The sequence below is a fragment of the Streptomyces sp. NPDC002467 genome (genome assembly GCF_042889825.1).
Classification (GTDB): domain Bacteria; phylum Actinomycetota; class Actinomycetes; order Streptomycetales; family Streptomycetaceae; genus Streptomyces.
On record NZ_JBIARJ010000001.1, the window covers coordinates 216895 to 238777 of the forward strand.

The 21883-nt window shown below is 72.3% G+C and carries 20 protein-coding genes; 5 read left to right on the forward strand and 15 right to left on the reverse strand.

What is annotated here, in order from left to right:
• The first annotated feature begins 12 nt into the window (after positions 1-12).
• From ACFYYJ_RS01025 to ACFYYJ_RS01035, 3 genes are read left to right on the forward strand one after another with little or no spacing between them, the layout of a single operon-like run.
• On the forward strand, positions 13-1365 hold the full coding sequence (locus tag ACFYYJ_RS01025) for a sensor histidine kinase (protein ID WP_385126319.1): 1353 nt from the start codon (positions 13-15) through the stop codon (positions 1363-1365).
• The gene (locus tag ACFYYJ_RS01030) at positions 1362-2021 is read left to right on the forward strand and encodes a response regulator (protein ID WP_385126317.1); all 660 of its coding nucleotides are present in this window, start codon (positions 1362-1364) and stop codon (positions 2019-2021) included. Before ACFYYJ_RS01025 ends, ACFYYJ_RS01030 begins: the two co-directional genes overlap by 4 nt.
• Positions 2022-2030: 9 nt before the next feature.
• Entirely contained in the window at positions 2031-3233 is a 1203-nt protein-coding gene (locus ACFYYJ_RS01035; protein WP_385359808.1) for a cytochrome P450, read from the forward strand.
• Between the two features lie 8 nt (positions 3234-3241).
• Here ACFYYJ_RS01035 and ACFYYJ_RS01040 read toward each other — a convergent pair whose 3' ends face one another.
• Together ACFYYJ_RS01040 and ACFYYJ_RS01045 are read right to left on the reverse strand one after the other, a co-directional pair.
• On the reverse strand, positions 3242-4819 hold the full coding sequence (locus ACFYYJ_RS01040; RefSeq protein WP_389127576.1) for an ABC transporter permease: 1578 nt from the start codon (positions 4817-4819) through the stop codon (positions 3242-3244).
• A complete protein-coding gene (locus ACFYYJ_RS01045) occupies positions 4816-5709 on the reverse strand; it encodes an ATP-binding cassette domain-containing protein (protein ID WP_385126312.1) in 894 nt (297 codons plus the stop codon). The genes ACFYYJ_RS01040 and ACFYYJ_RS01045 overlap by 4 nt, the downstream gene beginning before the upstream one ends.
• A 75-nt stretch (positions 5710-5784) precedes the next feature.
• Between ACFYYJ_RS01045 and ACFYYJ_RS01050 the strand changes: the two genes are divergently transcribed.
• A complete protein-coding gene (locus ACFYYJ_RS01050) occupies positions 5785-6276 on the forward strand; it encodes a GbsR/MarR family transcriptional regulator (protein ID WP_385126407.1) in 492 nt (163 codons plus the stop codon).
• Between the two features lie 126 nt (positions 6277-6402).
• Here ACFYYJ_RS01050 and ACFYYJ_RS01055 read toward each other — a convergent pair whose 3' ends face one another.
• Complete coding sequence (locus ACFYYJ_RS01055; protein ID WP_385126406.1) at positions 6403-7227, reverse strand: diacylglycerol kinase; 825 nt, start codon at positions 7225-7227, stop codon at positions 6403-6405.
• A 184-nt stretch (positions 7228-7411) separates the two neighbouring features.
• Here ACFYYJ_RS01055 and ACFYYJ_RS01060 point away from each other — a divergent pair, with 184 nt between their 5' ends.
• Positions 7412-8695, forward strand: coding sequence for an adenylosuccinate synthase (locus tag ACFYYJ_RS01060; protein ID WP_389127578.1), 1284 nt, complete (start codon positions 7412-7414; stop codon positions 8693-8695).
• 92 nt (positions 8696-8787) lie between these two features.
• On the opposite strand, the gene ACFYYJ_RS01065 is transcribed toward ACFYYJ_RS01060, so the two are convergent.
• The 12 genes from ACFYYJ_RS01065 to ACFYYJ_RS01120 form a co-directional block, all read right to left on the reverse strand.
• Positions 8788-10419, reverse strand: coding sequence for a PKD domain-containing protein (locus ACFYYJ_RS01065; protein WP_385126311.1), 1632 nt, complete (start codon positions 10417-10419; stop codon positions 8788-8790).
• A gap of 380 nt (positions 10420-10799) precedes the next feature.
• Positions 10800-11678, reverse strand: coding sequence for an alpha/beta hydrolase family protein (locus ACFYYJ_RS01070; RefSeq protein WP_385359803.1), 879 nt, complete (start codon positions 11676-11678; stop codon positions 10800-10802).
• A gap of 171 nt (positions 11679-11849) precedes the next feature.
• Positions 11850-13082: a kynureninase gene (gene kynU, locus ACFYYJ_RS01075; RefSeq protein ID WP_385126307.1), complete on the reverse strand. Its 1233-nt coding sequence runs from the start codon at positions 13080-13082 to the stop codon at positions 11850-11852.
• The gene (locus ACFYYJ_RS01080) at positions 13075-13920 is read right to left on the reverse strand and encodes a tryptophan 2,3-dioxygenase family protein (protein WP_385126305.1); all 846 of its coding nucleotides are present in this window, start codon (positions 13918-13920) and stop codon (positions 13075-13077) included. The genes kynU and ACFYYJ_RS01080 overlap by 8 nt, the downstream gene beginning before the upstream one ends.
• 170 nt (positions 13921-14090) lie before the next feature.
• The gene (locus tag ACFYYJ_RS01085; protein ID WP_385126303.1) at positions 14091-14504 is read right to left on the reverse strand and encodes a DUF3151 domain-containing protein; all 414 of its coding nucleotides are present in this window, start codon (positions 14502-14504) and stop codon (positions 14091-14093) included.
• An 88-nt stretch (positions 14505-14592) separates the two neighbouring features.
• Positions 14593-15396 carry a BTAD domain-containing putative transcriptional regulator gene (locus tag ACFYYJ_RS01090; RefSeq protein WP_385126301.1) on the reverse strand — a complete coding sequence of 268 codons (804 nt, stop codon included), beginning with the start codon at positions 15394-15396 and terminating at the stop codon, positions 14593-14595.
• Between the two features lie 160 nt (positions 15397-15556).
• Positions 15557-16273, reverse strand: a complete 717-nt coding sequence (locus ACFYYJ_RS01095) for a ScbR family autoregulator-binding transcription factor (RefSeq protein ID WP_385359795.1) — start codon at positions 16271-16273, stop codon at positions 15557-15559.
• A 179-nt stretch (positions 16274-16452) separates the two neighbouring features.
• Entirely contained in the window at positions 16453-17475 is a 1023-nt protein-coding gene (fbaA, locus tag ACFYYJ_RS01100) for a class II fructose-bisphosphate aldolase (protein ID WP_385131031.1), read from the reverse strand.
• 306 nt (positions 17476-17781) lie between these two features.
• The gene (pyrE, locus tag ACFYYJ_RS01105; protein ID WP_385131034.1) at positions 17782-18321 is read right to left on the reverse strand and encodes an orotate phosphoribosyltransferase; all 540 of its coding nucleotides are present in this window, start codon (positions 18319-18321) and stop codon (positions 17782-17784) included.
• A 21-nt stretch (positions 18322-18342) separates the two neighbouring features.
• Positions 18343-19131 (reverse strand): aldose 1-epimerase, encoded by a 789-nt coding sequence (locus ACFYYJ_RS01110; RefSeq protein ID WP_385359791.1) that lies wholly within the window; start codon positions 19129-19131, stop codon positions 18343-18345.
• 37 nt (positions 19132-19168) lie between these two features.
• Complete coding sequence (locus ACFYYJ_RS01115; protein WP_389127583.1) at positions 19169-20179, reverse strand: SRPBCC domain-containing protein; 1011 nt, start codon at positions 20177-20179, stop codon at positions 19169-19171.
• Positions 20180-20211: 32 nt separating this feature from the next.
• Positions 20212-21855, reverse strand: a complete 1644-nt coding sequence (locus ACFYYJ_RS01120; protein ID WP_385359786.1) for a polyamine aminopropyltransferase — start codon at positions 21853-21855, stop codon at positions 20212-20214.
• Positions 21856-21883: the final 28 nt, after the last annotated feature.

Sequence of the window (21883 nt, forward strand, 5' to 3'; positions counted from 1 at the left end):
TACGGTTCTGCTATGACCGAGACGACCACCGGGGGGACAGCCCGGACACCCGAGTTCCGACTGGCATCGGGGGTGATCGAGACCCTGCGCCAGGACCTCGTCACGAATGCCTTCGCCTACCGGCCGCTGCCGCTCCAGGAGACGCCAGGGCGGTTCGTGCGGCGCCTTCCCCGCCCGATACGCGCGTACTTCCCGTGGACGCGGTACGCGATGGTGGGGGCGCTGGCGCTCTTCATCATCGTGTTCACGGCGGGCTCGCAGTCGAGCTACCTGGGGGATGCCGGCGAGCTGCTCATGGGGATGATGGCCGCGGCCCCGGTCGTCATGACGCTCGTCCGGCCGGTGGCCGCGTGGTGGGCGGCGGTCGCGCTGACACTGGTGTTCGCCGCGCTCGGCGGTGGCTCGAGTTGGCCGTGGACCCCGGGCGGCTTCCTCGCGTACGTCGCCGTGATGGTCCTCGTCACCTTGCGGACCGGGCCCCGGGTGGCGGCCTGGATGTGGACGCTGACCCTCGCGCTGGGTTTCGCCGTCTCGGTGGTGTTCAGGAACGGCTCCGGGTACGGGTACGGGACGAATCTGCCCGAGATGGCGGTGACCTCGGCCTTCGCCCTGGTGATCGCGAGCAGCATCCAGATACGCCGGCACGCCAAGGCGGAGGTGAGCGCGCAGCAGGAGGTCACGGCGGTCGAGCGGGACAGGCGGACGCTGCTGGAGGAGCGGACGACGATCGCGCGGGAGCTGCACGACGTGGTGGCCCACCACATGTCGGTGGTGGCGATCCAGGCGGAGGCGGCGCCGTACCGGGTGAAGAACCCGCCGCCGGAGCTGGAGGCGGCGTTCGTCACCATCCGGGAGAACGCGGTGGCGGCCCTGACCGAGCTGCGGCGGGTGCTGGGCGTGGTGCGCTCCGCGGACTACGAGGCGCCGGACGCCCCGCAGCCGACGCTGGCCTCGCTGGACGGGCTGTTGGCCAATGTGCGCGAGGCCGGGCTGAGCGTGGAGAAGACGGTGACGGGCGCGGTGCGGGAGCTGCCGCAGGGAGTGGAGCTGTCGGCGTACCGGATCATCCAGGAGGCCCTGAGCAACACCCTGCGGCACGCGCCCGGCGCGGTCGCCGGGGTGGAGGTCAGCTACGTACTGGGCGGGTTGGGGATACGGATCGTCAACGAGGCGCCGACCGGGGACGTGCGGCCCTCGCCGGGCGCGGGGCACGGGATCACCGGGATGCGGGAGCGGGTGGCCATGTTGGAGGGGGAGATGACGGTCGGTCCGACGGCCGGAGGGGGGTATGAGGTGGCGGTGTTCATACCCGTGCCGAGTCGGCCGGCTCCGGCCCCGGCGGCGCCCGAAGAGGGTTCGGCATGACGATCAGGGTGCTGATCGTCGACGACCAGATGATGGTGCGCGAGGGGTTCTCCGTCCTGCTCAATGCCATGGAGGGCATCGAGGTGGTCGGTGAGGCGGTCGACGGCCGGGAGGCGGTCGCGCAGGTGGCGGCGCTGCGGCCGGACGTGGTCCTGATGGACATCCGGATGCCGGAGATGAACGGGCTGGAGGCGACACGGGAGATCGTGGCCGCGGACACAGACGCGAAGGTGCTGGTCCTGACGACCTTCGACCTCGACGAGTACGTGTACCAGGCGCTGCGGGCCGGGGCCTCCGGGTTCCTGCTCAAGGACGCGTCGGCCCGTCAGCTAGCGGACGGGGTGCGGGTCGTGGCCGCCGGGGAGGCCTTGCTGGCGCCCTCGGTGACCAAGCGGCTGATCTCGGAGTTCTCGAAGCTCTCGGAGGCGCGCAGGTTCACCGATCCGGCGGGGGTCGGGGAGTTGACGGAGCGGGAGACGGAGGTGCTGGTACTGATCGCGCAGGGACTGTCCAACGCGGAGATAGCCGACCGGCTCGTGGTCGCCGAATCGACGATCAAGACGCATGTGAGCCGGATCCTGGTGAAGCTGGGCCTCCGGGACCGCACCCAGGCGGCGGTGTTCGCCTACGAGACCCGGCTGGTCACTCCGTCGTAGGGTGCGGGGATGGGCTTTGATCCGTGGGACGCGGAGTTCGTCGCCGATCCTTATCCGGCGTACCGGGAGTTGCGGGAGCAGGGGCGGGCCCTGTGGTGGGAGGCCACGGGGCAGTGGCTGGTGCCGCACTACGACGACGTGAGTGCGCTGCTGCGGGACCGGCGGCTGGGGCGGACCTACCTGCACCGGTTCTCGCACGAGGAGTTCGGACGCGAGGCCCCGCCGGCGGAACACGAGCCCTTCCACGTGCTCAACGGCAACGGCCTGCTGGACCTGGAGGATCCCGCGCACGCGCGGGTGCGCAGGCTCGTGGCGAAGGCCTTCACCCCGCGCACGGTGGAGCGGCTCGTGCCCGCCGTGCGGAGCCTCGCCGAGGGGCTGGTGGGGCGGCTGCTCGCGGACGGGGGCGGGGATCTGCTCACGACCGTCGCCGAGCCGCTGCCGGTGGCCGTGATCGCGGAGCTGTTGGGGATTCCGGAGGCGGACCGGGGGCTGCTGCGGCCGTGGTCTGCGGACATCTGCGGGATGTTCGAGCTCCGGCCCGACGAGGAGACGGCGCGGCGGGCGGTGCGGGCGAGCGTGGAGTTCAGTTCCTACCTGCGGGGCCTGATCGCCGAACGGCGGGCGCGTCCGGGGGAGGATTTGATCTCCGGGCTGATCGCCGCCCACGATGAGGAGGGCCGGCTCAGCGAGCAGGAGATGATCTCCACCTGCGTGCTCCTGCTGAACGCCGGCCACGAGGCGACGGTCAACACGACCGTCAACGGGTGGTGGGCGCTGTTCCGCAATCCGGCCGGTTTGGCGGACCTCAGGCGCAATCCCGAAAAGTTGTCCACAGCTGTGGATGAACTCATGCGCTACGACACGCCCCTGCAGATGTTCGAACGCTGGGTGCTCGACGAGATCCGGATCGGGGACACCGTCATCCCCCGCGGTGCCGAGGTCGCGCTGCTCTTCGGCTCCGCGAACCGGGATCCCGCGCGGTTCGCGGACCCCGACGTGCTGGACCTCGCGCGGGCCGACAATCCGCACCTGAGTTTCGGGGCCGGGATCCACTACTGCCTGGGGGCGCCGCTCGCGCGCCGGGAGCTGGAGGCCTCGTTCGGGGCGCTGCTGGCGGACGGGGTCCCGCCGCTGCGGCTCGTCGAGGAGCCGCGGTGGCGGGACGGGTACGTCATCCGAGGACTGGAGCGGTTGCTGGTCGAGTTCTGAGGGACGGTCTACAACGCGAGGTCGCGGCGGCGCAGGGCCGTGAGTCCGGCAGCCGTCAGGGCGACCGCCAGAACCGTCAGGGTCAGCAGCGGGGACCAGGACAACGACTGCGCGCCCGGGAGTTTCGGCAGGTGGGCGAAGGGCGAGAGGTTCAGGACTGCCTGCGGCAGGCGCAGCGCGGGGCCGATCCAGCCCAGTGCGAGCGCGATCCCGGCGACCGCCCAGGCGCCGGCCGCGTAGTGGGGTGCCGCTCCGAACAGCAACGCCGCGAGGGCTCCGATCACCCAGACCGCGGGGAGCTGCACGAGGGTGGCGCCGATCGTCCCCGGCAGGTCCTGCCCGTGCCCGATGCCCAGGCCGAGCCCCGCCAGCAGCAGGATCAGCGCCGATCCGCCGAAGGCCACGACCAGGTGCCCGCCGGCCCAGCGCAGTCGGCCGACCGCGTTCGCCAGCAGCGGTTCGGCGCGCTGCCCCGACTCCTCGCCGCTCAGGCGCAGTACCGACGCGACGACGTACAGCGCGGCGATCAGCCCGAACATGCCGGCCATCGTGGCGAGGAAGGCGTCGGTGAGCCCGCTCTGCCCGCCCATCCGCTCGATGATCTCCCGGGTCTTCTCGTTGCCGCCGACCAGGTCGGCCGCGCCGTCCGCCATCCCGCCGAAGACGACCCCGGCGATCAGGAAGCCCGCGCTCCAGCCGATGACGCTGCCGCGCTGGAGCCGCCACGCCAGCCCGCCCGCCGTGCCCAGCCGCCCCTCGGCCGGCCCGGGCCTGGCCGGGAGGAAGCCCATGCCCAGGTCTCGGCGCCCGGCCAGCACGTAGGCCGCGCCCGCCTGCGCCACGACGGCCGCGGCGAGCAGTACGAGCACCCACCAGCGGGCCGGGGCGAAGGCCCGTACGTTCTCCACCCAGCCGAGCGGCGAGAGCCAGGTCAGCGGCGAGGTTCCGCCCGCCGTACCGGCGTCGCCCGCCGCCTTCATCACGAAGGCGGCGCCGAGCACGGCGGCCGTGAGCCCCTTCGCGGCGCGGGCGCTCCCGGTCAGCTGGGCGGCGATGGCGGCCGCGCCGGCGAAGAGCATCCCGGTGCCCGCGAGGGCCGCCCCGAGGACGAGCGCGCCGCCCGCGCCCTGCCCGGCGAGGGCGAGCGTGACGAGCAGGGCCACGCAGGTGTTGGCGACGAGCGCGGCGAGCAGGGCCGCGGTCAGCGGGGCCCGCCGCCCCACCATGGCCGCGGAGAGCAGCTCCTGCCGGCCCGTCTCCTCCTCCTCACGGGTGTGCCGGACGACGATCACCAGGCTCATGGAGGCCGCGAGGACAGCGCCGAAGACCCCGGCGCGCCAGGCGGTCAGGCCGCCGAGGGAGTCGCTGAAGACGGGCCCGTACAGGGCGCGCATCGAGCTGTTGGCGTTCATCGAGGCGGCGGCCGCGGCGCGTTCGGCGGCGGTGGAGTACACGCTGCCCAGCGCGCCGGGCATGCTCGCCACCAGCAGCGTGATGCCCAGTACCCAGACCGGCATCATCACGCGGTCGCGGCGCAGGGCGAGCCTCAACAGGGCTCCGGTGCCGGCCAGCCGGTCGTTCCTCATCGCGCCGCTTCTTCCGTGTAGTGCCGCAGGAAGAGTTCTTCGAGGGTGGGCGGCGTCGAGGTCAGCGACCGCACCCCGGAGGCGGTGAGGGACCGCAGTACGGCGTCCAGCTTGTCGGTGTCGGCCTGGAGGCGGACCTTCAGCCCCCGCACCTCGACGTCGTGGACGCCCGGCAGGTGTGCGAGGCCGTTCGGCGGACCGGCGAGCTCGGCCGTGATCGACGTACGGGTGAGGTGGCGCAGTTCGGCGAGGCTGCCGGTCTCCACGGTGCGGCCCCCGCGGATGATGCTGACCCGGTCGCAGAGCGCCTCGACCTCGCTGAGCACGTGCGAGCTGAGCAGGATCGTGCGCCCGGCGGCGCGCGCCTCGGCGACGCAGCCCTGGAAGACCTCCTCCATCAGTGGGTCGAGGCCGGAGGTGGGCTCGTCGAGGATGAGGAGTTCGGCCTCGGAGGCGAAGGCGGCGACGAGGGCGACCTTCTGCCGGTTGCCCTTGGAGTACGTGCGCCCCTTCTTCGTGGGGTCGAGCTCGAACCGCTCCGTGAGCTCGGCGCGGCGGGCCCGGTCGAGGCCGCCGCGCAGGCGCCCGTACAGGTCGATGACCTCGCCGCCGGAGAGGTTGCGCCACAGGGTGACGTCCCCGGGGACGTAGGCGACCCGGCGGTGGAGGGCGACGGCGTCGACCCAGGGGTCCCCGCCGAGGAGTTCGGCGGTGCCGGAGTCGGCGCGCAGCAGGCCCAGCAGGACCCGGATGGTGGTGGACTTGCCGGCTCCGTTGGGGCCGAGGAAGCCGTGGACCTCGCCGGTGGTGACCGAGAGGTCGAGTCCGTCCAGTGCGTGGGTGCGGCCGAACGCTTTGTGGAGTCCGGCGACCCTGATGGCCTTCGTCATACTTCCGAACGTACGCGACTTTCACAAAATTGTGAACTTAAGGAATCGTATAAAGTTTGAAGGGTGGCGAAAGAGATGGCGGTACCGGCGGCACGGGACGAGGAAGCGGTCTCCCGCTTCGTGGAGCGGTTCGCCGCGCAGCTGACCGACGCGGGCATGCAGCGCATGGCCTCGCGCGTCTTCGCGCAGCTGCTGGCCAGCGACGGCGGCGCGATGACCTCGGCGGAGCTGGGCGAGGCGCTGCGGATCAGCCCGGCCGCGGTGTCGGGAGCCGTCTCGTACCTGACCCAGGTCAACATGGTCAGCCGCGAGCGCGAGCCGGGCTCCCGCCGGGACCGGTACGTGCTGCACAACGAGCTCTGGTACGAGACCTTCACCCGGCGGGACCAGATCCTGACCCTGTGGGAGAAGACCCTGCGCGAGGGCGCGGCGAGCCTGGGCGCCGGCTCCCCGGCGGGGGTGCGGGTCGCGGAGACGGCGGAGTTCTTCGAGTTCATGCAGAAGGAACTCCTCGGCCTGATGGACCGCTGGCGCACCCACCGCGCCACCCTCCACCCGGGCTCCTGACCCCGCGCCCCGGTAGAGGACCCGGAGAGCCCCTCACCGCCGGGGCCCCTCACCGCCAGGGCCCCCGCACCGCCGGCACCACCACGCCATCACCGCCGGGGCCTCGCCGCCGGCACCACCACGCCATCACCTCTGGCGCGGCACCGTCAGCCCCCACGCGCCCGGGCGCAGCGTCCACGTGCGGCGCCTGACCGGGCCGGTCACGGCCTGGTCCGCCCGGTAGCGGAAGTCCGGCCCCGACACCGTCACCGACCGCACCCGGGCCACCCGCGGCCCGCCCGCGCCCCCGCCCGGACCGGAGCCCGATCCGGCCCGGACCACCACCTCCGCCAGGCCCTCCCGCGCCGACACCGACACGTCGAGCACCGGCTCGTCCAGGTCCGCCAACAGCACCCCGTCCGCCTCCACCCGCAGCCCGCCGCCCGCCGGCGGGCGCACCAGGGTGCGCACCAGCGAGCGGTACGCGTTCCACACCGACGGGGCCGCCGGACGGGACCCCGACCGCTCGGACGAGGCGATCCGCAGGTCCCCCAGCACCACCCCGTCGCTGTCGTCGACCAGCAGGTCGCAGGCCCGGACCACGCCGTCCAGGACCGCCCGCGCCGCGGAAACGGCCGAAAGCGGCACACCGAGCGATCCCGCCAGCACCAAGGACCCCACGGGCCCCACGGGAATCAGCGAGATCACGCCCCCCGACAGCGCCCGCTCCCGGTGCAACAGCCCGACGGCCCGCACCAGCGCCCTGTCGTCGCCCACGATCACCGGCCGCCTTTGACCCCGGCGGGCAAGGGCCCGCGCGAACTCCTCCCGTGAGTCGGGAAGGCAGATCTTCGCCGCCGCGCCCGCTGACAACACATCTTTCGCGATCCGCACGGACTCGCCGTCAAGACGGCGGGCGACCGGGTCGACGAGCACGAGCAGGCCGCCTACCGGCGCGCCCGCGTGGCTCATGGTGGGCTCTGGAGCCGACACCTCGGTCCTTCCTCGGGTAGCATCTTTGTGCAAGAGGCCCTTGCGCTATTGCGCCAGGGCCTTCGTCTATTCCGGGGTACCGGTCCGACGGCTCAGCCTGCGGTGTACATCGTCGTACGCCCCCTGACCTTGGACATGCCCCATCCGGAAGAGGTGTACGCCTGTGCCCGCTCTTGTGCTGCTCGGAGCTCAGTGGGGTGACGAGGGCAAGGGAAAGGCCACCGACCTGCTCGGTGGATCCGTTGACTATGTAGTGCGCTACCAGGGTGGCAACAACGCCGGCCACACGGTCGTCGTGGGCGACCAGAAGTACGCGCTGCACCTTCTCCCTTCCGGCATCCTCTCCCCCGGATGCACCCCGGTCATCGGTAACGGCGTCGTCGTCGACCCGGCCGTCCTGCTCTCCGAGCTGCGCGGCCTGAACGAGCGCGGCATCGACACCTCCAAGCTGCTCATCAGCGGCAACGCGCACCTGATCACGCCGTACAACGTCACCCTCGACAAGGTCGGCGAGCGCTTCCTCGGCAAGCGCAAGATCGGTACGACCGGTCGCGGCATCGGCCCGACGTACGCGGACAAGATCAACCGCGTCGGCATCCGCGTGCAGGACCTCTACGACGAGTCGATCCTCACGCAGAAGGTCGAGGCGGCGCTGGAGGGCAAGAACCAGCTCCTCGCGAAGCTCTACAACCGCCGCGCCATCGAGGCGGGCGCGATCGTGGAGGAGATGCTCCAGTACGCGGACCAGATCAAGGGCTACGTCGCCGACACCACCCTGATCCTCAACAACGCGCTGGACGACGACAAGGTCGTGCTCTTCGAGGGCGGCCAGGGCACCCTGCTCGACGTCGACCACGGCACGTACCCCTTCGTCACCTCGTCGAACCCGACCGCGGGCGGCGCTTGCACCGGTACCGGTGTCGGCCCGACGAAGATCAGCCGCGTCATCGGCATCCTGAAGGCCTACACGACCCGCGTCGGCGCCGGCCCGTTCCCGACCGAGCTGTTCGACCAGGACGGCGAGGACCTGCGCCGCATCGGTGGCGAGCGCGGTGTGACCACCGGTCGCGACCGCCGCTGCGGCTGGTTCGACGCCCCGATCGCGCGCTACGCGACCCGCGTCAACGGCCTGACGGACTTCTTCCTCACCAAGCTGGACGTCCTGACCGGCTGGGAGGAGATCCCGGTCTGCGTCGCGTACGAGATCGACGGCAAGCGCGTCGAGGAGCTCCCGTACTCGCAGACGGACTTCCACCACGCGAAGCCGATCTACGAAAACCTGCCCGGCTGGTCCGAGGACATCACCAAGGCCAAGACCTTCTCCGACCTGCCGAAGAACGCGCAGGCGTACGTGAAGGCGCTGGAGGAGATGTCGGGCGCCCCGATCTCCGCGATCGGCGTCGGCCCGGGCCGCACCGAGACGATCGAGATCAACTCGTTCCTCTAGGCACGGCGGGCACGGCGAGCGGTACCTGAACGCCCGAAGGGGCGGTGCGCATCTCGCGCACCGCCCCTTCGGCGTACCTGCTCTACCGCGTGTTACTTGGTGTCGTAGAAGCCGAAGAGGTCGACGACGAGGTCGGTGTTGCCCCAGCCCTTGTTCCAGAAGTCGATGATGCCGTTGTTGCCGGTGCTCGCCTGGACGAGGTTCGGAACGGTGTCACCCGAGATCCAGTTCAGGTTCGAGACGAACGGCGGGTTCGGCCAGCCGGCGGTCTTGTTCTTGTACTGCTCGATGGTGTTCGGGTCCGGCGCGACCGTGAGGTAGCCGGGGCTCTTCGTGTTGGTGACGGTGGCGTTCGTCACGAAGGCCGTGATGCTGGGACGCCGGGTGGACAGCGGCGCGTAGATGTAGCTGTCGCTCTCCATCGGTCCGTACACCGGGTCCTGGGGGTCACGGGTGTCGAACAGCCGCTCCGGAGCGATCGGCATGTACGCGCCGGACTCGGACTTGCTGTACGCGCCGACGACGTCGATGACGACGTCGGTGGCGCCGTTCCACGTGCCGTTGAAGACGGTGATCTTTCCGTCCGGCGACACGGGCACGATCACCGAGTTGGCGAGCGTCTGGCCGTAGGTGAAGTTCAGGTTGGACGCGTTCGGGATGGCGCCGCCACCCGGCAGGACGGTCAGGTAACCCGTGGACTTCGGGTTGGTGACCGTCACGTTGAGCGCCACGGCGGAGATGCCGCTCGGCACGCCGCGCATGCCGGCGATCTGGGTGGTGAAGCTGCCCCGCGCGGGAACCTGACCCTGCTTCGTGCCGAGGCCCTCACGGGTGTCGACGAAGCGGACCGGGTCCAGCGACTTGTAGCCGCTGGCCGAGGACTGGCTGAAGTAACCGGTGACGTCCGCGATCAGGTCGACGGTGTCACCGGCGTTCCAGGCGCCGTTGTACAGGTCGACGTAGCCGTTCTTGCCGACCGGCACGACCACCAGGTTGGGGATGGTGTGACCGGCGTGGAAGTTGACGTTCGACGAGTTCGGTCGGTCCGAGCCCTCGGGGTACGCCGTGATGAAGCCGTTGCTGCGCGTGTTGGTCACGGTGACGTTGAGGACGACGGCGGTGACCCCCTGGGGGATGCCGCCGTTGCCGCCGACCTTCACGCGGGTGATGCCACGGCCGGGAACCGGGGCCACGGGGGCTCCGATGCCTTCGCGGGTGTCCAGGAGGCGGGTGGGCCCGTACGGGGTGAACTCCGAGCCGACCGTCCCGACGTTCTCCAGAACGTTGGTGACTTCCTTCGCGTTCGCGGCGTCCGTCACCGTCACGGTGACCTGGTACTCGCCGAGCTCCGCGTAGACGTGCTTGTTGTTCACCACGCCGGGGCCGCCGGCCGGGGTGACGTCCTTGGGCGAGCCGTCGCCCCAGTCGACGGTGAGGGTGAGCGAGACGTCCGGCGCGCTCAGGATCTCGGTGTCGAGGCTGAAGCCGTGCGCGGAGATCGGCGTGGCGTTCAGGACCATGTTCAGGTCCGGGTTCCCCGCGGAGACACCCTCGGCCTGGAGGGTGGCGGCGCCCTGGTTCTTCGCGCCCAGGTTCTTCTTGACCGACTTGTCGGCCGAGCTGTGGTACGTCTTGAAGTTCTGCGACGCGGCCTTCGTCAGGTCGACGGCAGGCGCGGACACCCCCCTGGTGCCGTGCGAGCCCGGGTCGGCCGCGTGGGCCATACCCGGCATGAGACCTACACCGGCCGCAACGAGTGCGGCAGCGGACATTACGAGACGGCGATTGCGCACCGGCCCCCCATTTTCGTTTTTGAACGCGATCAGGAACGCAAGCGAGCCCAGAGTACACAGCCGAGTTGGACGGTCAACGGCGGGTCAGTGTTATTCGCCCGGGCCCCCCGGCCCGGGCGTCCGTCGCCGGCTTCGTGTCACGCTTCCACGCCGCCGTCCGCCCGTGCTGCGCGGGCTCCGACCTGAAGGAGAGCAGCAATGCCGGACAGGATCAACCCCATTTCCCGGATGTCCGGACCCGGCGCCCGCCCCGATGCCCGGCCCGCTCCCCGGCCCGCTCCCCGGCCCGATGCCCGGCCCGATGCCCGGCCCTACCAGGCCAGCTGCGAGATCTCCTCCGCGACCACCGCGCACGCGTCCGCCGCCGGATCGATCAGCGGGAAGTGACCGATCCCGTCCAGCAGGGTCAGCCCCACCGTCTCCCCCGCCTTCGCGGCCGCCGCCACGTACGACTCCGCCACCGCCGCCGGGACGACGATGTCCTGCCGCCCCTGTACGACCGCCGTGGCGATGCCCGTCGGGAGCAGCGCCGCCGGGTCCGCGTACGGCAGGCGGGCCGTGAAGTGCGGATCCCCGCCGAGCAGCTGGGCCGAGGCTCCGCCGCACACGCCCAGGTCCTCCGCCACCGCGAAGTCCGCGATCGGGGCCAGCGCCACCACGCCGCGCAGTTCCGGCGGGGCGGGCAGCCGCCACGGGGAGTCGGACGGGAGCACGTGCCGGGCGGCGACCCACAGCGCGAGGTGGCCGCCCGCGGAGTGGCCGGTGACGACCACGCGGCGGACGTCGGCCTGTGGGAGGGCCGTCGCCACGAGGCCCGGGAGGGCGTCCATGGCGGCGGCCACGTCGTCGAAGGTCTCCGGCCAGCGACCGGCGACGGGCCCCTCGGCGTCCTGGTGCGGCAGGGAACTGCCACGCCGGTACTCGACATTGGCGACGGCGAAACCCTGCCGGGCCAGGAAGTCCGCGAGCGGGGTGACGTGCAGGCGGTCGTACGGGGCCCGCCACGCCCCGCCGTGCAGGAGCACCACCAGCGGGGCCGGGCCCGCTCCCGCACCGCGCGGGGCGTAGAAGTCGACCACCTGGTCCGGGTGTTCCCCGTACGCGGCCGTAGCGTCCGGCGCGACGGCCGGATGGGAGAAGGCCGAGGCGGCCTCGGCGGCGTCCCGTTCCACGGCGGCGGGGTCCGTCATCGGCTCAACCTCTCGGTAACGCGTGGGACAGCGGGGACAGATGTTCCGGTGGTCCGGCAGAGCGGGACCGTATCAGTCTGGAACACGGCGTTCCGTGCGAGGCCCGGGATGTGGCGGGGCGGGCGGAGCCGTAGCCCCGCCCGCCCCGCGCCGTGACGTTTCGCTACCGGGTCACCCGAAAATGTGACCCAGCGTGCGCGCGGCGCGCTCCGCGTCGGCGAAACCGACGTAGAGCGGCGTGAAGCCGAAGCGCAGGACGTCGGGGGCCCGGAAGTCGCCGATCACGCCCCGGGAGATGAGCTCGCCCATGACCTCGCGGGCGTTCTCGGTGCGCAGCGACACCTGGCTGCCGCGCTCGGCGTGGCCGGCCGGGGTGACCGTTTCGACCTTGCCCTGCGGGACGTACGCCGCCACGCATTCGAGGAAGAAGTCGGTCAGCGCGAGGGACTTGGCCCGTACGGACTCCACGGAGACCCCGTCCCAGGCGTCGAGCGCCGACTCCAGGGCCAGCATCGACAGGATGTCCGGAGTACCGACGCGGCCGCGGCGCGCGTCGTCCGCCGGCCGGTAGTCCGGGGTCATCGCGAAGGGTTCCGCGTGGCTGTTCCAGCCGGGCAGGGGGGAGTCGAAACCTGCCTGGTGGCGAGCGGCGATGTACAGGTACGCGGGCGAGCCGGGGCCGCCGTTGAGGTACTTGTACGTGCAGCCGACGGCCAGGTCGACGCCGTGGGCGTCGAGGCCCACGGGGAGCGCGCCGGCCGAGTGGCACAGGTCCCAGACCGTGATCGCCCCGGCCGCGCGGGCGGCGGCGGTGAGGGCGGGCAGGTCGTGGAGGCGGCCGGAGCGGTAGTCGACGTGGTTGAGGAGGACGACGGCGGTGTCGCCGTCGATCGCCTCGGCCGCGCGGCCCGGTTCCACCGGGGTGACGGTGAGGCCGGTCATCCGGGCGGCGGACGCGGCGATGTACCCGTCGGTGGGGAAGGTGGTCGCGTCCACCAGCAGCTTCGTCCGCCCCGGGAGGGCGAGGCGGGCCGCGCCGACGAGGGCCTTGAAGAGGTTGACGCTGGTCGAGTCGCCGACGACGACCTGGCCGGGGGCCGCGCCGACGAGGGGGGCGATCCTGTCGCCGATCCGCTCGGGGGCGGTCCACCACTCGCTCTCGTCCCAGGAGCGGATGAGGAGTTCGCCCCACTCGCGGGAGGCGACGTCGGCGAGCCGCTCGGTGACCCCGGCGGGGAGGGCGCCGAGGCTGTTGCCGTCGAGGTAGACGACTCCGTCGGGCAGGACGAAGCGCTCCTTGAGCTTGGCGAGCTCGTCGGCGGCGTCCAGGGCCGCGGCCCGGGCGCCGAGGTCCTGCGCGGCGGGGGCGGCGGGCGCGGCGGGTATCAGGGTCTCGTCAGACATGGCTGCGGGCCGTCCAGAGCTCGGGGAAGACGTTCTTCGTCGCGCGCTTCTCCAACCAGGTGACCCCGGCGGAGCCGCCCGTGCCCGTCTTCGCGCCCATCGCGCGGCGGGTCGCCACCAGGTGGTCGTTGCGCCAGCGCCAGACCAGTTCGGCCACGTCCGTGAGGACCTCGCCGAGGCGGTGCAGGTCCGGGTGCTCGTCGGGGGCGGCGTACAGGCCCGTCCAGACGGCTTCGACCTCGGGCGAGGCCTCGTACCGCAGCGAGAGGTCGCGGTTCAGGACCTCCGCCGGGACCGGGAACCCGCGGCGGGCCAGCAGGCGCAGGACCTCGTCGTAGAGGCTCGGCTCCTGGAGGGCCTTCTCCAGCTCGGCGTGGACGCGCGGCGCACCGCGGTGCGGGACGAGCATGGAGGAGGACTTCTCGCCGAGCAGGAACTCCATGCGCCGGTACATCGCCGACTGGAAACCGGAACCCTCGCCGAGCGCGGCCCGGTAGGCGTTGAACTGGCCCGGGGTGAGCTGGGCGAGCGGACGCCAGGAGTTGTTGAGGGCCTCCAGTTCGCGGAGGGATCGTTTCAGCGCGTCCATCGCGACGGGGATCCGGTCCTCGCCGAGCGCGCGGGCGGCCGTCTCCCATTCGTGGACGATGACCGTGAACCACAGCTCCATGACCTGGGTCGTGACCAGGAAGACCATCTCGCCCGGATCGTCCGAACGGGGGTGCTGGAGGTGGGTGAGGACGTCCGCCTGGACGTAGTCCTCGTACGGGGTCGTGCCGGCGAAGTCGAGGTTCGGGGTGTCCGAACCGGCTCCGGAGGCATCAAGGGTGTTCGACATCGCTGTCTCCTCGACACGTGCTTCCGGGTAGCGGTCCGCTCCTTCCGTGAGGCAAGTGGAGCCCCGGTCCCCTGCCCGCATCGTAGGACACGGTCGGGGCGGGGCTCCAGCGGAGAGTGACACAGGTCACAGCGGGCCTCGCGTCACACCCTTCGTACGGACCTGTGGACTCAGGCGGTCAGGACGTCGGCCGCCGTCGGGGAGGAGTCCCGCAGGAAGGTCGAGCAGCGCTCGTACTCCTCCTTCTCGCCGATCGCCTCGGCCGCGCGGGACAGCGCGTACAGGGCGCGCAGGAAGCCCCGGTTCGGCTCGTGCTCCCACGGCACCGGGCCGTGGCCCTTCCAGCCGGCGCGGCGCAGGGCGTCGAGACCGCGGTGGTAGCCCGTACGGGCGTACGCGTACGACTCGACGGTGCGGCCGGCCTCGAAGGCCTCGTCGGCGAGGACCGCCCAGGCGAGGGAGGAGGTGGGGTGCGCGGCGGCCACCTCGACGGCGGGGGTGCCGGCCGCGACGGCCTCGCGGCCCGGCTCGTCGGGGAGGTGGGTGGGGGCGGGGCCCCCGAGCAGGTTCTGGTGAATCGACATGCCCCCAGTCTGCCGGGCCCCCCGTCCCGACGGCATCCGCCCCACCCGGGTGGGGCGGCGCGGACGGCGCGTCGGATCCCGGGCGGGATCAGCGGGCGTGCGTGCGCCGCATCCGGCAGGCCGCGAGGCGGATGCCGCCCCGGTCGGCGGCGTCAGGGGCGGTCGTACGGGAGGATGCCCGTCCGGGACGCATCCGGTTCCATCCGGAGTCCCCCGCGGCGACGAGCGCGAACTGCCGGGGCAGCGGCCGGAGTCCCGGCACGGGCGCGGGTCGGTTCTCGCGCGCCCCGTCGAACGCCGGGGCCGGTTCTCCCGCCCCTCCCTCCGCCCCGTCGAAGGACCGGCGCAGCCTGTCGAGCTCCAACTGGGCCTCCACCCAACCTTCCACGGCGCTCTTGCGGGCCGACTCCAGCTCCACTATGCGCGCGGTGAGGCGGGGCCCGGGGGTCACCCCGTCGAAGGCCGGGCCCTTCCAGAGGCGCAGCGCACCCCGCAGCCGGACGGCCGCCGTCGCGTACTCCCCGCGGGCCAGGGCGAGATGTCCCGCGTCCGCCTCGCGGGCGAACTCCCGTACGTCGAGGCCGCCGCCGTCGGTGTCGAGGCGGTAGCCGTGTGCCGTCCGCACGAGCGCGGATCCCGCCGTACGGTCACCGCACGGGGCGACGGCCGCGTCCAGCCGCTCGTACAGCCGGCGCACGGCGGCCCGCAGCACCGGATGCGTCTGCTCCCGCGGCACTAACGCCCGGAGCTCCTCCGCGAGTACGTCGACCGGCACCACCCGGTCGGCGTGCGCGGCCAGGACGGCGAGGACCTGCCTCTCCGACGGTGCGGCAGGCGCGATGGCCACACCGTTCTCGAAAACGTCCAGCCCTCCGAGCACGTCAATGTCCACAATCTTCTCCCAGGCAGGCGGAGTCCGCGTCGGCACGGACTCGACTCGATCCAAAAAAGAATATCGAGGTTTATGTTTCAGCCATCACCGGCCCCCGGGGCGGGAGTTGCCCCGGGGGCGGGCACACGGGCATGCCCGTACGCGGCCCCGCGTACGGACGTCAGCCCGCTGTGAGCGCCTCCACGAGCGGCTCCGCGGCGGACCGTGCCGCGCAGTCGCACGACAACGCCCCGTCCGGGCCGTGCAGGGCCCTCGCGCCGCGACCCGGCGCGGTGTCGAGCCGGGCGGCCACGGCGGGGAACACCAGGCTCTGCATCACGCCCGTGTAGAGCGCCGAAACCTCGCGGTCCAGGTCGAACCCGAGCGTCTGCGACATCACGTTGAGCCCGGCGAAGGCCCCGACCACCAGCCGCGCGGGCTGCCCCGGATCCACGTGCGGAAGCAGCTCGCCACACTCCTTGGCCTCCACCATCAGGGCCGTGTGCAGGTCGATCCACTCCTGGTACGGCGCCGCCCGGTGCAGCCTGCGGCAGCTCTCCTCCAAGGTGAGCCGTGCGCTGCCGCGCGTCAGCACGTCGTGCCGGAGCCGGTGCGAGAAGACCATGCCGACGTCGACGAACTCCTGCGCCTTGAACTCCTGCGGCACGAAGGGCGGGTGGGTGCTCGCCTGGGCCTCGATCACCGCCTGCGCGATGTCTTCCTTGGACGCGAAGTGGAAGTAGAGCGCGCCCTTGGTGACCTTGGCCAGCCCGGCTATGTCCGACAGCGTGGCGCCGTCGTAGCCCCGGTCCTCGAACAGCGCTGCGGCGGCTTCCAGGATCGCCCGGCGCGTGCGCAGCGCGCGGTCCTGCTTCACCTGCGGTCGGTCAGCCCTCATCACGAACATACCTCCAGGTACGCACCTTTGCCGACAGTCCACCCCATCCCCGGGCATCCGTCCACAGGCGTCTCACCCCTGTACCGCTGTTGTCCCACCCCTCATGTGAAACACGAGGGGCCCGGCCCCCGTCGTGAGACGGGGGCCGGGCCCCTCGGAGTGCCGGTGCCCCGGAAGTGCTACTTCAGGCGGGTACCGGTGGAGCGCAGGTTCGCGCAGGCCTCGGCGACGCGCGCGGCCATGCCCGCCTCGGCGGCCTTGCCCCAGGTGCGCGGGTCGTACTTGGACTTCGTGCCGACCTCGCCGTCGACCTTCAGGACGCCGGCGTAGTTGCTGAACATGTGGTCCACGACCGGGCGGGTGAAGGCGTACTGGGTGTCGGTGTCCAGGTTCATCTTCACGACGCCGTTCTCCAGCGCGGTGGCGATCTCCTCGGCCGTGGAGCCCGAACCGCCGTGGAAGACGAAGTCGAACGGCGAGGCCTTGCCGAACTTCTCCGCGACACCGGCCTGGAGGTCCTTCAGGAGCTCGGGGCGCAGGACCACGTTGCCCGGCTTGTAGACGCCGTGCACGTTGCCGAAGGAGGCGGCCAGCAGGTAGCGGCCCTTCTCGCCCAGGCCGAGGGCCTCGGCGGTGCGGATCGCGTCCTCGACGGTGGTGTACAGCTCGTCGTTGATCTCGTGGCTGACACCGTCCTCCTCGCCGCCGGTCGGGGTGATCTCGACCTCAAGGATGATCTTCGCGGCGGCGGCCTTGGCGAGCAGCTCCTGGCCGATGGCCAGGTTGTCGGCCAGGGTCTCGGCGGAGCCGTCCCACATGTGCGACTGGAAGAGGGGGTTCTGGCCCTTGGCCACGCGCTCGGCGGAGATGTCGAGCAGCGGGCGGACGTAGCCGTCCAGCTTGTCCTTGGGGCAGTGGTCCGTGTGCAGCGCGACGGTGATGTCGTACTTGGCGGCCACGATGTGGGCGAACTCGGCCAGGGCCACGGCGCCGGTGACCATGTCCTTGTTGTGCTGGCCACCCAGGAACTCCGCACCACCGGTGGAGATCTGGATGATGCCGTCGCTCTCGGCCTCCGCGAAACCGCGCAGGGCGGCGTGCAGGGTCTGGGAGGAGGTCACGTTGATGGCCGGGTAGGCGAACTTGCCTGCCTTCGCCCGGTCGAGCATCTCGTTGTAGACCTCGGGGGTTGCGATGGGCATCTGTCCGCTCCTTGGGATGTGCGGGGAGTGTGCTTATTACGGCCCTGACCTGGGGGCGACGTCATCGTCGCGCCTATCTTTCCAGACTCGGCGCGACCGTCCAGCCCACCTGCGTACCGGTACGGGCACGGCCGGCCTGGACGTTTCACGTGAAACATCCGGGCCGGCCGGGAAAGAGCAGGTCAGGGCCTTGATCAGGACATCTCGGGACCTTGGTCACGAGTCGTCCCGGAGCACCGGGCGCCCGGTACCGGCACGCTGACGATCACCGCACGATCACCCCACGGGGAGATTCCCGGGCGGGACCTAGGCGAGACCGAGGTCCTCGAGGAGGTAGCCGGTGAGGTACTGCAGGCCCGCTTCGGCGATGGCGTCGGCCGCGCCCCGGTCGACGATCGTGGCGACCGCGACGACCTCGCCGCCGGCCTCGCGGACGGCCTCGACGGCGGTCAGCGGGGAGCCGCCCGTGGTCGAGGTGTCCTCGACGACCAGGCAGCGCTTGCCCTTGACGTCGGTGCCCTCGATGCGGCGCTGCATGCCGTGAGCCTTCTGCGCCTTGCGGACGACGAAGGCGTCCAGGCGCCGGCCGCGCGCGGCGGAGGCGTGCAGCATCGAGGTCGCGACCGGGTCGGCGCCCAGGGTCAGACCGCCGACGCAGTCGAAGTCGAGGTCCGCGGTCAGGTCGAGCATGACCTGACCGACCATGGGGGCCGCCTCGCCGTCGAGGGTGACCCGGCGGAGGTCGATGTAGTAGTCGGCCTCGCGGCCGGAGGAGAGGATCACCTTGCCGTGCACGACGGCCTTGTCCTTGATCTGCTGCAGAAGCGCATCGCGTACGTCAGTCATGGTCCCGAGCTTAATTGCGCGCTAGGAGAGCCGCCGCCAGGTCCACGTCGTGGAGATCTCCAGCGGATCCACCGGGGTGACCAGGCGCGGCAGCGTGTTCAGGCCGTTCGGCGGGCCGGACTGGGGCTCCACGCAGACGGCCTCGGGCTGCTCGTCGTAGACGACCACCCATTCGGCCCGGCTGGTGACCCGCAGTTCCAGGGCCCCGGGCCAGGTGAGGGTGACGTCGACCCCGTCCGGCATGCCGAAGCAGTCGTCCCACGGGCCGGGCTGGGGCTCGATGCGGTGGCCGTTGGGCAGGTGGTCGGGGCCGCGCTCCTCCTGCCAGGCGGCCTCGAACCAGACCTCCACGTCCCCGCCGCCGGGCGTGAGCTCGCGCAGGAACCAGGGGTGCCAGCCGGCCTGGGCCGGGAAGGAGTCCTGGTACGTCTCGACGCCCATGGTGAGGGTCAGCGAGTCCTCGGCGAGCTCGACGATCTGGGTGACCTTGCCGGGGTAGGGCCACGGGTCGGCGAGGTCGTACGTGAACACCGCCTCGGTGTCGGTGGCCCGGGCCCGGCGCCAGGGCGCGTCGCGGCCGAAGCCGTGGAGGGCGTGCGGCGGGTGGTTGACCGGCATCTGGTGGAGGGCGGCGCCGTCGCGGAACTGACCGTTCTCGATCCGGCCGCACCACGGGACCATCGGGAAGGCCCCGTAGTGCGGGCCCTGGCGGAGCAGCTCGGTCCCGTCGATGCGCAGGCTGCCGATCCGGCAGCCGTTCTCCTGGTCGACGGTCAGCTCGGCGCCGCCGGCCTTCAGTTGCGTAGTCATGCGACCGAGATTAGGGGGTGTCCGGGACCGTCCCCGCTCAACGGCGGCGGCGCAGCGCCCGCCCGAGCACCACGGCCGAGGCCAGGGCGAGGGCGGCGGCCGGGGCGATCCAGCGCAGGCCCGCCCCGGCGGTGGTGGCGGCGGGTGCGGGGACCGGGGCGTACCGGCCGCGCGGCGGCGCGTGGTCGACCTCCTCGGCGCTCCGGCCGATCATCGTCCGGCGGGCGTGCGCGGCTTCGGCCGGGGGGCGGGGGGCGCCTTCGAGCGCGTCGAACTCCCCGGCGAGGAAGGGATCGAGCGGCACCGGTTCCCCCGCCGGTTCGCCTGCGGCGGGCTCGGCGGGCTCGGCGGCCGGTTCGGCTGCGCCGGGCTCGGCGGGCTCGGCTGCCGCGTCGGCTGCGCCGGACTCGGCCGGCTCGGCTGCGCCCGGCCGGTCGTCCTCGGCTCCGCCGGGCTCGGCCCGGTCCGCGGCACCGGGCAGGCCGTCCCCGGCTGCTCCGGACTCTGGCCGGTCGGTGTCGGCGAAGTCCGCTTCGGCCTCCTCGGCTTCGGCCACGGGGTCCGAGACGCCGGCGTCGGCCAGGTCCGCGGTGACGCTGCCGGGCGGCAGTTCGGACGTGGTCGGAGGGGTGGTCAGGCGGGTGGTCGTGCGGTCCAGGAGGCGGCGTACGGCGGCGGTCGCGGACTCCGGGCCGAAGGCCGCCGCGCGGCCGTCGGCGGCGGCTTCGGCGGTGAAGTCCAGCCGGGTCCCGCCGCCCTCCGGGGTCAGCGTCACGTCGAGGGTGAGCTTGACCGTGCCACTGCCCCGCACCTCGGTGCCCTCGCCTTCGAGGACGAAGTGGTCCGGGTCCCGCTCGGTCAGGGACAGCGCCCCCCGGTACGTCACGGTGTGCCCGTCGACCCGGATCCTGAGGCGGCCCGCGAGCGGCCCGGCCTCGGTGTCGGCGTCCTGCTGGAGCCCCGGTACGCACCGGGCCACCCGGGCAGGGTCGCGCAGCGCGGCGCGGAGATCGTCTGCGGGTACCGGAACGAACACCTGATGCTCCATGCGGTCGAGCCTACCGACGACACACCTCACGGTCACGAATACCGCGGATGCGGAAGCGTCGACGGCGGCAGTCCCGGCACCCTGGTCCGCTCCGCGTCGCGCGCGGAGTCCAGCAGGGACGCCGTCGACAGGGACCGCAGCCCCGGCGTGTCGCGGTCCACCCGCAGGACCGGCGCCGCGTCGCGGGCGGCGAGTACGAAGCCCCAGTCCTGCGGCCGCGTGCCGGTCACGCCCAGCGGGCTGCGGTCGGGCCCGGCGGCGAAGCCCGAGAGCCGGCCGCCGGCGCTGTACGGCGCGGTGCGCAGCCCCGCCGCGCGCAGCGTGGACTCGACGGTCCAGTACGCCCGCGGCCGGGTGGCCACCGGTCCGGCGTGCACGGCGATCCGGCCGCCGGGGCGCAGGGCCCGCGCGGCCAGCCCGTAGAACTCCTGCGAGTACAGCTTCGTACTGGGGGTGATCCCCGGGTCGGGGAGGTCGGAGACGATGACGTCGAAGCGGCCCTCGGCGGCGGGGCCCCGCAGCCAGCGGAAGGCGTCCTGGGTGACGACGCCCAGGCGCGGGTCCTCGTAGACCCCCGCGTTGAGCGCGGAGAGCATGGGGTCGGTGCGGGCGAGACGGACGACGCCCGGGTCGATCTCGACGACGGTGACGGAGTCGACGTCCCGGTAGCGCAGCACCTCGCGGGCGGCGAGGCCGTCGCCGCCGCCGAGGACCAGGACCCGGCGGTGCGGTCCGGTCATCGCGGGGTGCACGAGTGCCTCGTGGTAGCGGTACTCGTCGTAGCCGCTGACCCGCAGCCGCCCGTCGAGGTAGAGGTCGAGGGAGCGCGGGGAGCCGGTCGCCGGCCCGGTGAGGACCAGTTCCTGCACCCCGGTCTGGACGGCGACGCGGACCTCCGCGCCGTAGACGGCGCGCCGGGCGATCCTCTCGAAGTCCCCGGCGAGGACGGTCGCGGCGGCGAGCACGGCGAGGACGGTGACGTTCGCGGCGATCAGCAGCCAGCGGCCGCGCCGGCTCAGGTCGCGGCGGAACAACCACAGCACCAGGACGCCCCCGGCGACCGCGTTGACGGCGCCGGTGACCATGGCGCCGGTGAGCTGCCCGAGCAGCGGGAGCAGCAGGAAGGGGAAGGCCAGCCCGCCGACGAGGGCGCCCACGTAGTCGGCGGCGAACAGGTCGGCGACGGCCCCGCCCGCGTCCTGTCTGCGGATGCGCTGGATGAGGACCATCAGCAGCGGGATCTCCGCGCCGATGAGCACCCCGATGGCGAAGGAGAAGCCGACGAGCGCCGGCCGGGACTCCCCCAACCAGGCGAAGCTCGCGTACAGCGCCATGGCCGAGAGCCCGCCGAGGAGCGCCAGCACGGCCTCGATGGCGCCGAAGCCGAGGGCCGGGTGGCGGCGGAACCGTTTGGCGAGCAGGGAGCCGACGCCCATGGCGAAGACCATGACGGACAGCACGACCGACGCCTGGGTGACGGAGTCGCCGATGAGGTAGGAACCGAGGGCGAGCAACTCCAGTTCGTACACGAGCCCGCAGGCGGCGCAGACGAACACGGTGGCCAGGACGAGGAGTCGGCCGGTCCGGGGCCGTACGGGCAGGGCGGACGGGACGGCCGACGCACCCCTCGGCTCCGGTGCCGGGAGCACCCGGCGCGGGACGGAACGGTCGATCATGAAGCGAACCGTACGTCACCACCCACTC